The sequence below is a fragment of the Hahella sp. CR1 genome, from assembly GCF_029813005.1.
Taxonomy (GTDB): Bacteria; Pseudomonadota; Gammaproteobacteria; order Pseudomonadales; family Oleiphilaceae; genus Hahella.
The window spans coordinates 434,899-450,236 of record NZ_JAPELK010000005.1 but is presented as its reverse complement, the minus strand read 5'-3'; the positions used below and the strand labels follow the sequence as shown (position 1 = coordinate 450,236).

The 15,338-nt window shown below is 53.9% G+C and carries 15 protein-coding genes and 1 riboswitch; of the genes, 6 read left to right on the top strand and 9 right to left on the bottom strand.

What is annotated here, in order from left to right:
- Nucleotide 1: 1 nt before the first annotated feature.
- From cobC to ONV78_RS15210, 8 genes are all read right to left on the bottom strand, one after another.
- Complete coding sequence (gene cobC, locus ONV78_RS15245; RefSeq protein WP_279504293.1) at nucleotides 2-556, bottom strand: alpha-ribazole phosphatase; 555 nt, start codon at nucleotides 554-556, stop codon at nucleotides 2-4.
- Nucleotides 541-1,407 (bottom strand): adenosylcobinamide-GDP ribazoletransferase, encoded by an 867-nt coding sequence (locus tag ONV78_RS15240; RefSeq protein WP_279504292.1) that lies wholly within the window; start codon nucleotides 1,405-1,407, stop codon nucleotides 541-543. Before ONV78_RS15240 ends, cobC begins: the two co-directional genes overlap by 16 nt.
- 12 nt (nucleotides 1,408-1,419) lie before the next feature.
- The gene (cobT, locus tag ONV78_RS15235; protein WP_279504290.1) at nucleotides 1,420-2,466 is read right to left on the bottom strand and encodes a nicotinate-nucleotide--dimethylbenzimidazole phosphoribosyltransferase; all 1,047 of its coding nucleotides are present in this window, start codon (nucleotides 2,464-2,466) and stop codon (nucleotides 1,420-1,422) included.
- Between the two features lie 115 nt (nucleotides 2,467-2,581).
- Nucleotides 2,582-3,109, bottom strand: coding sequence for a bifunctional adenosylcobinamide kinase/adenosylcobinamide-phosphate guanylyltransferase (gene cobU, locus ONV78_RS15230; protein WP_279504289.1), 528 nt, complete (start codon nucleotides 3,107-3,109; stop codon nucleotides 2,582-2,584).
- Complete coding sequence (locus ONV78_RS15225) at nucleotides 3,106-4,596, bottom strand: cobyric acid synthase (RefSeq protein WP_279504288.1); 1,491 nt, start codon at nucleotides 4,594-4,596, stop codon at nucleotides 3,106-3,108. Before ONV78_RS15225 ends, cobU begins: the two co-directional genes overlap by 4 nt.
- Before the next feature lie 60 nt (nucleotides 4,597-4,656).
- Nucleotides 4,657-5,853, bottom strand: a complete 1,197-nt coding sequence (locus ONV78_RS15220) for a hypothetical protein (protein WP_279504286.1) — start codon at nucleotides 5,851-5,853, stop codon at nucleotides 4,657-4,659.
- A 32-nt stretch (nucleotides 5,854-5,885) separates the two neighbouring features.
- Entirely contained in the window at nucleotides 5,886-7,832 is a 1,947-nt protein-coding gene (locus ONV78_RS15215) for a TonB-dependent receptor (protein ID WP_279504285.1), read from the bottom strand.
- Nucleotides 7,833-7,942: 110 nt separating this feature from the next.
- A riboswitch (cobalamin riboswitch) is annotated at nucleotides 7,943-8,140 on the bottom strand.
- A gap of 144 nt (nucleotides 8,141-8,284) precedes the next feature.
- Nucleotides 8,285-8,473 (bottom strand): DUF3012 domain-containing protein, encoded by a 189-nt coding sequence (locus ONV78_RS15210; protein ID WP_011394921.1) that lies wholly within the window; start codon nucleotides 8,471-8,473, stop codon nucleotides 8,285-8,287.
- A 275-nt stretch (nucleotides 8,474-8,748) separates the two neighbouring features.
- Here ONV78_RS15210 and ONV78_RS15205 point away from each other — a divergent pair, with 275 nt between their 5' ends.
- The 6 genes from ONV78_RS15205 to maiA all read left to right on the top strand — a co-directional run bounded on the left by ONV78_RS15205 (nucleotide 8,749) and on the right by maiA (nucleotide 14,553).
- Nucleotides 8,749-9,432 (top strand): phospholipase D-like domain-containing protein, encoded by a 684-nt coding sequence (locus ONV78_RS15205; RefSeq protein ID WP_216736478.1) that lies wholly within the window; start codon nucleotides 8,749-8,751, stop codon nucleotides 9,430-9,432.
- Nucleotides 9,433-9,670: 238 nt separating this feature from the next.
- Nucleotides 9,671-10,489: a phenylalanine 4-monooxygenase gene (gene phhA, locus ONV78_RS15200; protein WP_216736477.1), complete on the top strand. Its 819-nt coding sequence runs from the start codon at nucleotides 9,671-9,673 to the stop codon at nucleotides 10,487-10,489.
- A 192-nt stretch (nucleotides 10,490-10,681) separates the two neighbouring features.
- The gene (hppD, locus tag ONV78_RS15195; RefSeq protein ID WP_279504281.1) at nucleotides 10,682-11,779 is read left to right on the top strand and encodes a 4-hydroxyphenylpyruvate dioxygenase; all 1,098 of its coding nucleotides are present in this window, start codon (nucleotides 10,682-10,684) and stop codon (nucleotides 11,777-11,779) included.
- Nucleotides 11,772-12,899, top strand: a complete 1,128-nt coding sequence (locus ONV78_RS15190; protein ID WP_279504279.1) for a homogentisate 1,2-dioxygenase — start codon at nucleotides 11,772-11,774, stop codon at nucleotides 12,897-12,899. The genes hppD and ONV78_RS15190 overlap by 8 nt, the downstream gene beginning before the upstream one ends.
- A gap of 23 nt (nucleotides 12,900-12,922) precedes the next feature.
- Nucleotides 12,923-13,906, top strand: coding sequence for a fumarylacetoacetate hydrolase family protein (locus ONV78_RS15185; protein ID WP_216736474.1), 984 nt, complete (start codon nucleotides 12,923-12,925; stop codon nucleotides 13,904-13,906).
- Nucleotides 13,906-14,553, top strand: coding sequence for a maleylacetoacetate isomerase (gene maiA, locus ONV78_RS15180; protein WP_279504398.1), 648 nt, complete (start codon nucleotides 13,906-13,908; stop codon nucleotides 14,551-14,553). Before ONV78_RS15185 ends, maiA begins: the two co-directional genes overlap by 1 nt.
- Before the next feature lie 55 nt (nucleotides 14,554-14,608).
- Here maiA and ONV78_RS15175 read toward each other — a convergent pair whose 3' ends face one another.
- Nucleotides 14,609-15,334 (bottom strand): DUF5071 domain-containing protein, encoded by a 726-nt coding sequence (locus ONV78_RS15175; protein ID WP_279504276.1) that lies wholly within the window; start codon nucleotides 15,332-15,334, stop codon nucleotides 14,609-14,611.
- Between the last annotated feature and the right edge of the window lie 4 nt (nucleotides 15,335-15,338).

Sequence of the window (15,338 nt, the reverse complement as noted above, 5' to 3'; positions counted from 1 at the left end):
CTTACCGTTCAGGCAGATTCGGAGTGGGGATGTGAATCACGCCGCCATAATCGAGAGGGATGCTGAATGTTTTCGACTTGTCCCAGCGGCTGTATTCAGGATGCAGTTGCAGACACAGACAACGTAATAAGCCCGAATGCGCCACCACCAACGCCACTTTCCCCTTCGCTTCCCGCGCCAGACGTTCAATAAATTGTTCACTTCTCCGATACAGATCCGGAAAACCTTCGCCTCCCGGAGTGCGCTGAGTCAGCCAATTGTCTCCCCAGTCCCGGGCTTCTTTTTGCGGCAAGTCGGTTAGCAGCTTGCCATCCCAGTCGCCAAAGCTCATTTCCATCAAAAGGTTGTCATAGCTCGGCGCGGGGTCCAACCAGTCCGCCAGTGTTTTACAACGGGTCAGTGGACTGCTGTAAAGCAGGTCCCAGGCCGCCGGTAATTGCTTGCGAATGGTGGCGGCTTCTTCCGCAAATGTATCAGCCAGTGCGACATCGGATTGGCCGTACAGCGTTCCTTTCGGGACCGCAACCCGAGTATGCCGGATCAGATAGAGCTCCATAGCGCCCCCAGCAACAGGAATAAAACGATTTCCGCCAGTTGTTGCACGGCGCCCAGACAGTCTCCGGTGTAGCCGCCCAAACGACGGGACAGATAACTAATACTGGCGCGACGCAGGAGCCACAAGCCCACAACCGCCAACGCCAGCGCTTTGACGCCCGCCAACAGCAGCGGCGCAAGCGCTATTACTACGGCAATGGCAATGTCTCTCGTTGCGATGCCTTTAGCGACCGGCTTGACCTTGCTGAGCTGGTCCGCGCGCACGTAGTCCAGACTCGCGATCAGACTGATCGCCAGGGCGCGACTGCAGGCATGGGATATCCAAAGCAATAACAGGGCGGCGTCCGGAGCAAGCTGCGCCAGAATAACCATTTTCAGAGAAAGACTTAACGCAAGCGCCAACGCGCCATAGGTTCCCACCCGACTGTCCTTCATGATTTCCAGGATACGCTCCGGCGTGTGTCCGCCGCCGAATCCATCAGCGGCGTCCGCCAGTCCATCTTCATGAAAGGCGCCCGTGATAAGAACGCCTGCCGCAATAGCCAGCACCGCTCCGCCCCAGGGTCCATAGAAGTAGAGGCCCAGCAAATAAGCGCAGGCGACCGCAAGAGCGACCAACCACCCAGTCAGGGAGATATAGCGACTGGCCTGATTCAGATCCGCTTCATTGAAGTCATACAGTAAGCGCACAGGGACACGGGTATAGAACTGCAAGGACAGCATCAGCAGGTGCCATTGCCGACGCAGGATCTCCGCCCAGCGCTGCGCCGCGGACGCCTCGGTTTCATTCACGGTTTCGCCGCCGTCCATGATTGTTCGGGATCTTTGGTCAACGCGCTCGTAGTCGCTCACGAATTGAGTCCGCTAACTTTTTTCACTGACGCCAGCGTCCGCGAAGCTGGCCATTTCATTGAAGAAATTCAGAGACGACTGCAACAAGGGATACGCCAGCGCACAGCCGGTCCCTTCTCCCAGCCGCAAGTCCATCTTCAGAATGGGGTCCGCCTTAAGCGCTTCCAGCATATGTTGATGCCCCTGCTCCATGGAGCGGTGGCAGAAAATAGCATATTCGCCAATGGCCGGCGCCAGCTTATAAGCGGCCAGATAAGCTGCGGTGGCGATAAAGCCGTCTATCAGCACCAGCATGCGGTTTTGCGCCGCGCGCAATATGCCGCCGACCATGGCGACTATTTCAAAGCCGGCGAATGTCTGCAGGATATCAATCGGGTTTTTCAGGTCAGGATACTTATCCGCCGCCTGCTGCAATAATTTAACTTTGCGCTCAAATTGCTCATCGCTCAGTCCTGTGCCGCGCCCCACGCAGTGCTCCAGTGGGACGTCGAGAAGGTAACTCATCAGCATGGAGGCGGAAGAGGTATTGCCGATGCCCATCTCACCAAAGCCCAAGACGTTGCAGCCTTCTTCCGCAATCGCATCGACTTGAGCCGCGCCCAGGCGCAACGCCTTCTCGCAGAGTTCCTCGGACATGGCCGGTTGCTCCAGAAAGTTCTCTGTCCCCGGGCCGATTTTGCCTTTCACCAATTGCGGATAGTCTTCAAATTCGTGATTCACGCCTGCGTCGATCACCCGCATATTGATATTGTGCTGACGCGCAAAGACGTTAATCGCCGCCCCGCCCTGCAGGAAGTTATGCACCATCTGCCAGGTGACGTCCTGTGGATAGGCGCTGACGCCGGATTTCGCCACGCCATGATCGCCGGCGAATACCAGAATATGGGGATTCTTCAAAGTGGGGGTCATGGTGCCCTGAATGCGGGCGACCTGAAACGCCAGCCTTTCCAGTTGGCCCAATGCGCCCAGGGGTTTGGTTTTCTGATCGATTTTTTGGTGCAACGCCGCATCCAGCGTGTCGTCTATCGGGGGAACGCGCAAGCGTCTGATAAATTCCATTTTCATCCTCTTCTCGTCAAATAGTCAGTCATTGTTGTTTTCCAAACCCACGCGCTAACACATCAACAGGCCCAACCTAAGGTTTAGACCTTATTTTTAATAGTAATCAGTATACTTAGGCAAGCTCCAAACGACCTTTCAAGCAATGAGGCAGTCCTGCAACGGTCAGCACAACCCGATCACAGAGGGCGGCGAGGGCCTGATGCAAGAGCCCGGCTTCGTCGCAATAGCGTCGCGACAGCTCCCCTAATGGCGTAATGCCCATGTTGGTTTCATTGCTGACGAAGATGATGTCGCCATCGAGGTCGGACAGCATGTCCAACAACGCCTGCCGTTGCTGTTCAAAAAGTTCTTTGGAGTCTGTGATCAAAAGATTGGTAAGCCAAAGCGTCAGGCAGTCCACCAGTACGAGACTTCCTTCCTGCATGGCGTCACGCATGGCGTCAGCGAGATAGATAGGAGCTTCAATCAATCCCCAGGCGGAAGGACGGCGGGCGCGATGATGAGCGATCCTCGCGGCCATTTCGCCATCGCCGGCGGTCGCCGTGGCAATGTAAACGACAGGTTTCCCCTGGGAAATCGCCAATTGCTCAGCCAATGCGCTCTTCCCTGACTTCACGCCGCCTAGAATCAACGTCCTCACGCCCTGCTCTCCCTGTCGCCGCTGTGTGGTCCAACCTGTAGAAACCCTGCGATTTCGTCCCAGTTTAAGTACTGGTCCACGACATCCGCCAGGCGATTTATGTCAGCTTCTCGTAAAGCATCGTAATCCAGGTGTTGCACTTCGTTCAGTCCAGCCCAGCGCAATAGCGCCGCCAATGCCTGAGGGCTTTCAAACAGTCCATGCAGATACAGCCCCAGCACCTGATTATCATCGCTGACGACGCCGTCCAATCGCCCGTCCTCAAGACGCACCGCCGACGTTTGCGACGCTGCGCAGCGAGTCACTCCAGCATGAATCTCATAGCCGGTAATCCGGGCGTCATCCAACCAGAGACGTCCTTCCACTCGCCGCAATTGCTTTTCAGGCTCCAGCGTGGTGGCGATATCCAGCCAGCCGAGGCCGACGCTCTCTCCAGCGCCTCCTTCCAAACCATGCGGGTCGGCGATGCTACGTCCCAACATTTGGTAGCCGCCGCAAATACCGATGACTCGACCGCCATAACGTAGATGCTTGCGAATAGCCTCTTCCCAGCCATTTTCGCGCAGCCACTGCAGGTCGTTGCGTACGGATTTGGAGCCAGGCAGGATAATGAGATCAGCAGACGGCGGCGACTGACCCGGCCCGATAAACTGGAAGTCCACCTGCGGGTGTAAGCGCAGTGGATCAAAGTCAGTGTGATTACTGATTCGGGGCAAGGCGGGCGCGATGACTTTAAGCGTCGCACCAGATTTTACAATTGAGTCTCGCGGCAAGGCGTCTTCCGCTTCCAGATGCAGGCCGTTCAGATAAGGCAGCACTCCCAACACGGGCTTGCCGGTATATTCCTCCAGCCACTGCAGGCCCGGCTCAAGCAAAGCAATGTCGCCGCGAAAACGGTTAATGACAAAGCCACGAACACGCCGCTGCTCGCTTTCGCTCAATAAAGCCAAGGTACCGACCAAATGAGCGAACACGCCCCCGCGATCAATATCGGCAATCAGAATGACCGGGCAGTCGACCGCTTCCGCAAACCCCATATTGGCGATATCGCGATCGCGCAGGTTAATCTCCGCCGGAGAGCCTGCGCCCTCCACCAGAACTGCATCGTAAGCGGAAGAGAGTCGTTGAAAGGATTCCAATACCGCCTGCATGGCGGTGCGTTTGTAGTCGTGATAGGCCACTGCGTCCATATTAGCGCGGGCCTTGCCATGAATAATAACTTGCGCGCCAATATCCGTATTGGGCTTCAACAGCACCGGATTCATATCCGTATGCGGCTGCAAGCCACAGGCCTGCGCCTGCACCGCCTGCGCCCGCCCAATCTCACCGCCGTCTATCGTCACAGCGCTGTTCAACGCCATATTCTGCGGCTTGAACGGCGCCACATTCACGCCGCGCCGCAGCAGACTGCGACACATCGCGGTGACCAGCGTGCTTTTGCCCGCATCGGAAGTGGTTCCCTGGATCATAAGCATGTTATTGGTCATCCAGATACACTTCCTTCTAGAACAAAACAGCTCATTAAAACGGGCGCACGCACGGGCACGTCAGTCTTTTACATCAGCGAAAACAATTCTGTCAGGGTTCTTATTAACGCCTATCGTTTTAATGACTGTTTCCGTTGAGGTGTTAGCTATTACTAAGTCAGGATTCGCTCCCCCAATGCCGAACCAGAGTTCGCCATATGGGCTGGCGGCGATTGCACGAATATCAACGCTTGTAGTACCAGGAATTACAGAAGCCACAACAGTGCCGGAAGTAGGGTTGAAGCGGTAAAGAGTGGCCTTTTCGGCGCCTTCATAACCCCTGAAGTACCCGACCGTATCAGAAACGATAGCCATACCCGTAATCAAGCCATATGGATGGGTAATATTATCGCCATCATCTACAAGTATGTAGTGGTTATAAGTATCTGGGTCGACTACTTCAATCCCTCCAGTATATTCAGCAGGACGGGGGGGATCAGAATAAGTGCTATCATATCGGCCAAGCCCAGCAATATATAATTTGCCGCCCTGAATAATAATGGTGTGAGGGTTTTTGATATTCAAGGCCAAGCCTTTTTGGTCCCCGCCGGAGATATTCACCTCCTGATTAGTTGCGACATCAATCACTGCGAGGTAAGCAGTTCCTGGAGCAAAGCTTGCATCCATGTTCTGCATGATCACATATAGCTTGCCATTGAATATCGCAGCAGCCGCCATTTCCGGCTTTCCGTCGTCATCATAACTACTCAGATCTATCTCCGCCGTTTTAAAGTGCGCTTCATCATTCAATGCAACTGACGGATCTACAACCCAGATAGATGAGCTACCGTACCGTAATACATAAGCCTTTGAATCGCTGACAAATACCATCTCATAGGGATTGCTCAATGAAGTTCCGTCGTCATCAGTAGAAAACTGCCAGTCAGGTGCTCCAGGACTGTCATAACCATATTTCGATATATTGTCTTGGTTAAATTTTCCAATACGATAAAAGCTGTCTCCATATGCGGCTACAGTAATGTCTGATTTATCAGATCCAGCATAGCCCTCAACAATGTCATAAGGAGCCTTGGCGGAAGCGATCGAAATCTCACTAGAGGTGTAGTTGTGCGCGATACCAGCTATAACCGCAACCAACTTAGTGTTTGGCGTATTTCCGCCATTTCCACTATCCCCCCCGCCTCCACAACCTGACGCTGCTGCATACGCCAGAGCTAACCCCGTCCATTTCAACGTTGTTCCTATTTTCTGCTGCATGCCTGTTTCCTCTTGGTGATAAGGCAAAAGAACTAAAACAAGTGCTGTAAAGACACAAAATAGTGACGTCCAGGAGAAGGGAAACCGTTGAAGGCTTCAACGACCTCATCCGTCACATTGTTTGCGCTAACTTCAACTGTTGTCTCGCCGTCGGACCAGCGGCCCACCACATCGACAATGTTTTGATCTTCCACTTCCGTTTCCTGAGCGCTGTCGTAATACGCCCCGGATTCATGGCGGTACTCAACGGAGGTAGTGATGCGACCGATACTCCAGGCGGCGGATAAAAAGTGGGAATAGGTGTAAGCGCCCGCCAGTTGCTTGCCGTGCAGGTCACGGGCGTCTGACAGGTTTTCTGTGTCCTGGGCGGTGCTTCTGGCGATAAACGTCCAGGCGGGAACAGGTCGATACATGGCGTCCACTTCCACTCCGCTAACCCTTGCTTTGCCAACATTCTCAAAGCGGCCGACTCCCCTTGAGTCATAAGAGGGGACGATAGCATCTTTTAAATCCCGATAGAAATAGGCCGCAGAAACACTAAAACTATCTACGCCCACTTCAAATCCGATGTCACCGTTCAACGCTGTTTCCGGTTGCAACTCACTATTACCAATGAAGAAACCTCTATCGCCGAACTTCTCCGCTAACTGAGGGAACCTCACATCCCGGGATGCATTGGTCTTGAGCGACAGCCAATCTGTCAGGCGGTAACGAACGCCCGCCTGCAATGAGTGATACTGTGCACTGTCAGAAGCCGCCTCCGTGCGCCCGCTCATGGATGCAACAGGGGTTTCGTCTTCAAGAAAATATTGGCGTGCGCTCAAACGCACCAACCAGATATCTTCCGCATCCGCCCACTCATCCTGAACGCCCAGTAAGTAGGTCATGCGCTCAAACTCTTGCTTTTGGCTGCGTCCGGTCAGGTCCTCTTCCTGATATGTTTCCCGGCGCGCCTCCATCGTAGCGGAGAGCAGATGCAGACCGATTGAATAGGAGCCATATAACTCGGCGCCGACCACATCTGTGTCAGCGCGCGTTTTCTGCACGCCCAGGCCGATTCGGCTTTGACTGTCGTCATAACGCTCTTCTTGTGTGGACCAGAAAATGCGCCCCGAATAATTTTCCTGTGTATTTCGGGCAAAGCTCAGTTTGCTCTGCAGACGAGTGAAGTCCGTATCCAGACTGGTTCGCGTACTCTCCAGGTTGGCGATATCAGGTAAGTGCTGATCTTTATTGAAATGTTGCGCCATCAGTTGCAAGTCCGTGCGATCCGACAGGCTGCGCTCCGCCGTCAGCATGCCGTTGAACTGACTGAAATCCGCATTGCGACGACGTTCCACACGGTCATCGTAGGGGTTAAATTCGGTCTGGTTGTTGTTCAGCATCTCGAAGTCGTTATCACTGCCGAGATAATCAAGGGACGCCAGGTAGTTGGTTTCGCCAACGCTATCGGCGAATGTGAGCGCCCCTTTGCGACTGTTGAATGAGCCATACCCAAGACTTAATTGCCTGAGGGGTTTGCTGAAGCGAAGGGACTTGATGTTAATGGCGCCGCCAACGCCAGAGTAACCCAACTGAATTGGCGTTGCGCCCTTATAAATTTCAATCTGCTCAATGCCGTTCAGCAATATCTGGCTCAAGTCCACCGAGCCGCCAGTCGCGTCGTTTAACAATACGCCATCAAGATAAACGTTCACCTGCTTACTGGTCGAGCCACGCAGATAAACGGCGGAGTATGACCCCAGTCCGCCGCTCTGACGCACTTGAACGCCGGTTTCATTCTTCAGCACGTCTGCGACGGTCGCGACTTTCGAGTCAAATTGCTCGCGCTTGATCACCTTCACGAAGCCAGTTTGATACTCGGCGTCAATCTCATCCGCAGATGGAGCCTTGGCTTCGACGACAACAGGCTCCAACTCTTCCGCGCGAACGCCGGTCAGTTGTGAGCCAACTAAAAGCAAAAGGGTTACAAGCCTCATAATGTTCCGAAAGAATAGCGCCAGTGAATGCAATTGTTGCGCAGCGGATACAAGCAAAGAGGGAAAGGAGTCGAGTCAGACGAGTCCCGGCAAAGCCCTCCGCTATGCCACGCGATAAGCAGGCGTCAGGCCGGTCTCCGGGCTCATGAGTGGCGTAACCGGCGACAACGTCTTCCCGCGAATCCGCAGTGACAGGGGGTTGTCGTTTGACTCATTTACCGTTGCGGGGGCAGCGTCGGATTTTAACCGACTTCCCGTTTCATCCCGTGAACGAATGTTCGTGGGACACCTGATGCAATGGGGGCGTAAGCTAAATGGCCGCCCCGGCAAAGTCAAGGCGCACAAAGCGCCTCACGGAAACAACAGGCTCCAAGTTGACGACAACCTGTTGATAACTATCAAAATGTAAAACTGGTCCACTTATCCCAAAGTTTAGGTTTGGGGCTGCTCGCTTAGCTGTCAGAGCGGAACAGACAGTGTTTGGCGTAATCCGTCGCCTCATTGGCCGTCCAGTCGCCCTTCGGCTTGGTCGCCATATCCTCACACCAGTCCTTGCTCCCCACCTCTGGAGAACAACCGGCCAAAGCGCCCAAGCTCAACCCCACCACCAATAGCCAAGAAGATACGCGTTTAATCGCCATAGGAAATCCTGAATAACAAGTCATCAATTCATATTTAGCGAGCAAGTATACAAGGGAGAGCGCTCATGTTTGGAGACTTTAGGCGATAAATTTCAGCACCAGCTTCCGATACGACAGAAAAAGTTTCTATCGAGTTATCTCAACCTGCGCGCCATCCGAGCAGGCTGGATATCTAAAGGCATTTCATGCAAGCTTTTTTAGTTATAGATAGAACAAAGCAAACACCTATAGCGCTGACTGTGCGCTTGTATTTTTAGCAATAAGGCGTTTTCCCCATGCAACTGGATCAACTGACTTTTTTCCTCCAACAAACCCTCACGGATGAAAGGTTCGATAATGCTGAGAAACAGGCGTTGCTGGCGATGCTTGAGACTTTACAGCCGGATCAGGTGCGTTTTATGCGTAATCGCGCCTTTGAGTTGACCCGTCCATTGATCGTCAATGGCGGCGATGGTGCGCTCAGGGCGCTGAAATGGCTGGAGCGGGTAATCAAGGCTTTGGACTCTGGCGAGGAGGAAAGCAATCTAACACGGGCCTATTTCAGCCCAGGGGAGCAATGCCGTCGCGCAATCATAGAACGCATACGCAATGCTCGAAGCAGTTTGAAAATCTGCGTATTCACCATTTCCGATGACAAAATCGCAGATGAAATTATTAACGCTCACAAAAGGGGGCTAAAAATCCGCATCATCACGGACAATGACAAATCCTTTGACCTGGGCAGCGACATTGATCGTTTCAAAGATGCCGGCATTTTGGTGAAGATGGACGATGAACCCCACCATATGCATCATAAATTCGCCCTTATCGATGACAGCGTCCTGATTCACGGCAGTTTTAACTGGACCCGCAGCGCCAGCACTTATAACCAGGAAAACATCGTAGTGACCGACCACCCCGGCCTCGTCAGGGAGTTCTCCGGAGAGTTCGCCAAACTGTGGCGCACCTTCTCGGACTAAGGAGTCTTCGCTAAAGAATTGTCATTAAACCTCCCTCGTTAATCGCCAGCCGTTATTAGCAATGTATAGACAAATTCTGCGGATTGTCATTTAATCAGAGGAAGGCCCGGCCGGAAAAAAATCCGACCTCGCGCCGTCCAACCCAACTGACGGCCGCCAGATTAAGCCGGCCACAAGCCGGTAGAATAATAAGAGTGCCATGGAATACACCCTTCCTGACACGTCACGAGGTGAGAAAATGGGCAAAGGTACAAAGTATGTTGCGAGAGAGCCTGACGCATCCGGCTTTATCGCCTACCCCGATTCGGAGCACGCCGTCTGGCGTGAGCTGATCACACGACAAGACAAGGTCATACGCAATGTGGCCTGCGACGAATATCTTCATGGACTGAAGTTACTGGATTTACCCGAAGACCGTATCCCCCAACTAGAGGACGTTTCCTCCGTATTACGCCGTGAAACCGGCTGGGAAGTGGCGCAAGTGCCCGCATTAATCCCCTTCGATACCTTCTTCGACCTGCTCTCAAATAAGAAATTTCCCTGCGCCACCTTTATTCGTACGCCAGACGAAATGGACTATTTGCAGGAGCCGGACATCTTTCATGAAATATTCGGTCACTGCGCCATGCTGACCAACCCCTACTTCGCGGAATTCACGCAAATGTACGGCAAGCTGGGTTACTCGGCCTCCAAGGAAGACCGTATCTTCCTGGCGCGGCTGTACTGGTTCACCGTCGAGTTCGGCCTGATGGACTCCGCTGCGGGGCAACGAATTTACGGCGGCGGCATTCTGTCTTCTATCGGCGAGACGCAATATTGCTTCTCCGACACGCCGGAACGCCGCCCCTTTGATATCGTGGATGTGCTAAGAACGCCTTACCGCATCGATATCATGCAACCTATTTATTACGTGCTGGATGGCCTCAAACAGCTTTACGAAGTCGCCCACTGCGACATCATGGATAAAGTGCGCCAAGCCAAAGAACTTGGGCTGTTCGCTCCGACTTTTCCACCCAAACAACAATCCAATACGGAGAAGTTAGCCGCCGGCGCCTGAAGCGCGGGAACGGTGACGACGTACAGACGAAGCAGGTTAAATCCACCAAGGTTATGAACGATTTTGCATTACTCGCATTGAAGCTATTGATAGCCGCAGAAATACGCGCCCAATGGAGCTAAGCGGGGCTTTGCCCCGGCTGACGACAATTCCATTACGCGTTTTTTAATTGATAATACAGAGGACTGTATCATGAGTAATGTATATACAAACCCACTTGGCACTGATGGTTTCGAATTCGTTGAATTTGGAGCTCCGGACAAAGCAGGCGCAGAAAGCCTGAAACCTCTTTTCGAAACGCTGGGCTTCACCGCTATCGCCAGACACAAGCGTAAAGCCATCACCCTGTATCGTCAGGGCGATATTAACTTCTTGGTCAACGAAAACGTCCCCAGCTACTTCCACAAGTTCAGCATGGATCATGGACCCTGCGCCTGCGCCATGGCGTTCCGCGTCAAGGACGCACAAAAGGCGTTCGAATACGCCGTATCTCAAGGCGCCAAGCCCTTTGACAAAGGCGACGTTCAAGGCGAAGAAGTTCGCATCCCTGCGGTGTATGGCATCGGCGACAGCGTGCTTTATTTCGTTGATAAATATGGCGAAGACAGCATTTACGATATTGATTTCGAGTACTTCCCCGGCGTGGACAAACATCCGAAAGGCCTGGGACTGACCACTCTGGATCACCTGACTCACAACGTCTTCCGCGGCAACATGGACACCTGGGCCGGCTTTTATGAGCGCATCGGCAACTTCCGCGAGATTCGTTATTTCGACATCGAAGGCAAGCTGACCGGCCTGCACAGCCGCGCCATGACTTCTCCCTGCTGCAAAATCCGCATTCCGATCAACGAGTCCGCTGACGACAAGTCTCAGATCGAAGAATATCTGCAGGAGTACAAAGGCGAAGGCATCCAGCACATCGCGCTGTCCACCGAGGATATCTACAAGACAGTACGCGACATGCGCGAAGCTGGCGTGGTGTTTATGGACACCCCTGATACTTATTACGAAAAAATCGACACCCGCGTCCCCGGCCATGATGAAAATATCGATAACCTGAAAGATCTGCGCATCCTGATCGACGGCGCGCCTCACGATAACGACGGGCTGCTGCTACAAATTTTCACCAGCACGGTCATCGGCCCGATTTTCTTCGAGATCATTCAGCGTAAAGGCAATGAAGGATTCGGCGAGGGCAACTTCCAGGCGCTGTTTGAATCCATTGAGGAAGACCAGATTCGTCGCGGTCTGCTGTCACCCAACGCCGGAGAGAAGGAACATGCGTAAGTGGATCTCTTTTCCGCATAAAGAAGGACTTGTCTCCAGACAGGCCCACGCAGATCTGCCCAGCGAAGCCATTTATGAAAGGGAAGCCGGACGCAGCGGTTTCTTCGGGCCTACCGCCCACTTCCACCACAAGCGTCCGCCTACCGACTGGGATAGCTGGGAAGGACCGCTACGCCCCCGGGCTTTTGACCTCAACAGACTGAACATCGAGACGAAGTCTCCGTTCGACGCCCCAGTATTGCTACACAACGCGCACTGTCAGTATCGCTACTGGCGTTGCACGCAGAAGATGGACACCCTCGCCCGCAATGCGGACGGCGACGACCTGTTCTTCATTCACGAAGGAGAAGGCGACTTCTTCTGTGATTACGGCCGTCTGACCGTGCGCGAAGGCGACTATATAGTGCTGCCGCGCAGCACCATGTGGCGACTGGAGCCCAAGTCTCCCATCACTATGTTGATGATCGAAGCCACTAACGACAGCTATCAGCTGCCAGAAAAAGGATTGGTGGGACCGCAGGCGATCTTTGATCCGGCCATGCTTGACGTCCCCCGCATTGACGACGCCTTCCTCGCCCAGCAGGACGACACCCAGTGGGTAGTGGAGATCAAGCGTCGCAATGCGATTTCCAGGGTGACCTATCCATACAGTCCGCTGGATGCTCTCGGCTGGCACGGCGATCTGTCCGTGGTGCGCATCAACTGGCGCGACATTCGCCCGTTGGCGTCTCATCGCTACCATTTGCCACCGTCAGCGCACTCCACCTTCGTCGCCAGTCGTTTTGTGGTGTGCACATTTGTGCCCCGTCCGATCGAATCCGATCCGGGCGCACTGAAGGTGCCCTTCTACCACAACAATGACGACTTCGATGAGGTCATTTTCTACCATCAAGGCAACTTCTTCAGCCGCGACAATATCGGTCCGGCCATGGTGACCTTCCATCCTTCCGGTTTCACCCACGGGCCTCACCCCAAAGCGTTCGCAGCGGGCCTCGAATATACCCGCAAAGAAACCGATGAAGTCGCCGTGATGCTCGACACCCGCGATGCGCTGGAAGTCGGGCCTGCCGCCTGTCAGGTGGAGACCATCGAGTATGCAGACAGTTGGAAAATGAAATAGCGACGGTTTAAGGAGCAATATCCATGAAATTCGCAACATTAAAAAGCAACTCGCGTGACGGCGTCCTGGTTGTCGTCAGTCGCGATCTGCAACAGGCCGTCGCCGTTCCACAGATCGCTCCCACGCTGCAGGCCGCTTTGGACCAATGGAACGACCTGTCTTCCGCGTTGGAAGAGGTATACAACGCTTTGAATGAAGGCGGCGTCAAAGACGCTATTGCGTTTGATCCCAATCAGTGCGCCTCTCCTCTGCCCCGCGCCTATCAGTGGGCTGACGGTAGCGCTTACGTTAATCACGTAGAGCTGGTGCGCAAGGCTCGCGGCGCGGAAATGCCGGAGAGCTTCTGGACCGACCCACTGATGTACCAGGGCGGCAGCGACGCCTTCCTGGGGCCGCGCGAAGATATCGCCATGGCTTCGGAAGATTGGGGCATCGATATGGAAGCGGAAGTGGCGGTGATTACCGACGATGTTCGTATGGGCGTTGACGCTGCGGACGCCGGCAAACATATTCGCCTGCTGATGCTGGTCAATGACGTGTCCCTGCGCAACCTGATTCCCGGCGAACTGGCGAAAGGCTTCGGCTTTTTCCAAAGCAAACCTTCCAGCGCCTTCTCTCCTGTGGCGGTAACGCCGGACGAGCTGGGCGACGCCTGGGACGGCGGTAAGGTGCACCTGCCCTTGATCACGCATTTGAATGACAAGTTGCTGGGTCAACCCAACGCCGGCATTGATATGACCTTCGACTTTCCCACGCTGGTCGCCCATGCCGCGAAAACCCGTCCGCTGTCCGCCGGAGCCATCGTCGGTTCAGGTACGGTCTCCAACAAAGACCGCTCCACCGGCTCAAGCTGTCTGGCGGAAGTGCGCATGCTGGAAATCATTGAAAACGGCGCGCCGAAAACGCCGTTTATGCGCTTCGGAGACCAGGTGCGTATTGAGATGCTGGATAAGCAGGGGCGCTCCATTTTTGGCGCCATCGACCAGAAAGTGACGCGCTACTCATGATGATGCGTTTATATGATTACTGGCGCTCCAGCGCCGCCTATCGGGTGCGTATCGCGCTGAACCTGAAAGGGCTTCCCTACGAAGCCCATAGCGTGCACTTGGCGAAAGACGGCGGTCAACAGCACCAGTCGGACTATAAGGCCCTGAATCCTCAGGGTCTTGTGCCGCTACTGACAGACGGCGAGTTTCGCCTGAACCAGTCTCTGGCCATCATTGAGTTTCTGGAGGACAATCATCCGACTCCGGCTCTTCTGCCTGCTGACCCTCAAACCAAAGCGCAAGTGCGGGCTTTCAGTCAGGTCATTGCTTGTGACATTCACCCACTGGATAACCTGCGGGTGTTGCAGTATCTGACTGGCCCCATGGAGGTCAACGAGGAGAAGAAGCTGGTGTGGTATCAGCACTGGATTCTTGAAGGCTTCAAAGCGCTTGAGCAGATGGCGGCGGGCTATGCGGATAAGGGCCCTTATTGCTTCGGAGAGCATGTGACGATGGCGGATGTGTGCCTGATTCCTCAGGTATATAACGCCAATCGCTTTAACTGTCCGATGACGAACTTCCCGAGACTGCGTGAGATCAACGACAACTGCTTGAAACTGGATGCTTTCCAGAAGGCGACGCCTGAACAACAGGCGGACGCGACTTAGCCGTTCGATTCAGGCTCATTACAAGGGAGGTTGGCTAACGCTGATTTCCCTCTTCCTATTCCTCTTCCTTGAGAGCATCTTGCAGCTCCGCTATATACTCTGCGTACGCATCTATCTTTATCTGGGCCCATCTGCGCAGATTCTGCTGGTCTCCCAGTTTATGACGCAGCAAGAGCTGGATAACCTGGACGCCCAATTCCTGGTCTTCGCTTAATATCCAGAATGACAATTCCGTTCTAAGCGCCTCCACAGAGGTCGCCGGCAACCTGTTGATCAGGCTAAGGATAAGATTGGACACCCACCAGGAATCATTATCCTGACGCGCCATTTTGAGCGCCTGCAGCAACGCGGGCGTTAGCTTCTCCCCCATCGCAGCCAAAGGTTCAGCAATGACTCCCGCGACGGGCCAGTTAGGGTCCTGTAACCACGTGAGCAATTCCGGCAAACAAGGTTCGATCCGCTCAAATGGCAACTTCAGCAGTCTCTTTGCTTTATCCGTATCGCATTTATCTTCCGGGCGTAATTCCTGCAGCGCTTCCGGCCATTCCGGACTCTGAACCCAGGCGGACCGTTGTAATAAGTCAGGGGGAACCATGTTTGTCGATGGGTCATAGGTAGAAGCATACGCCTGCCAGACGTCCTCATAACATAGCTCGACCTGAAGCATTAATTCCTCTTCGTCAGGATCAAGATTGGCGCGGGAGTGCAAACGGCGCGTCATGTCCTGCAACCAGAAGCGCAGCGCCTGCAATGAATAAACGTAGTCGTTGGAACTAATCATATGC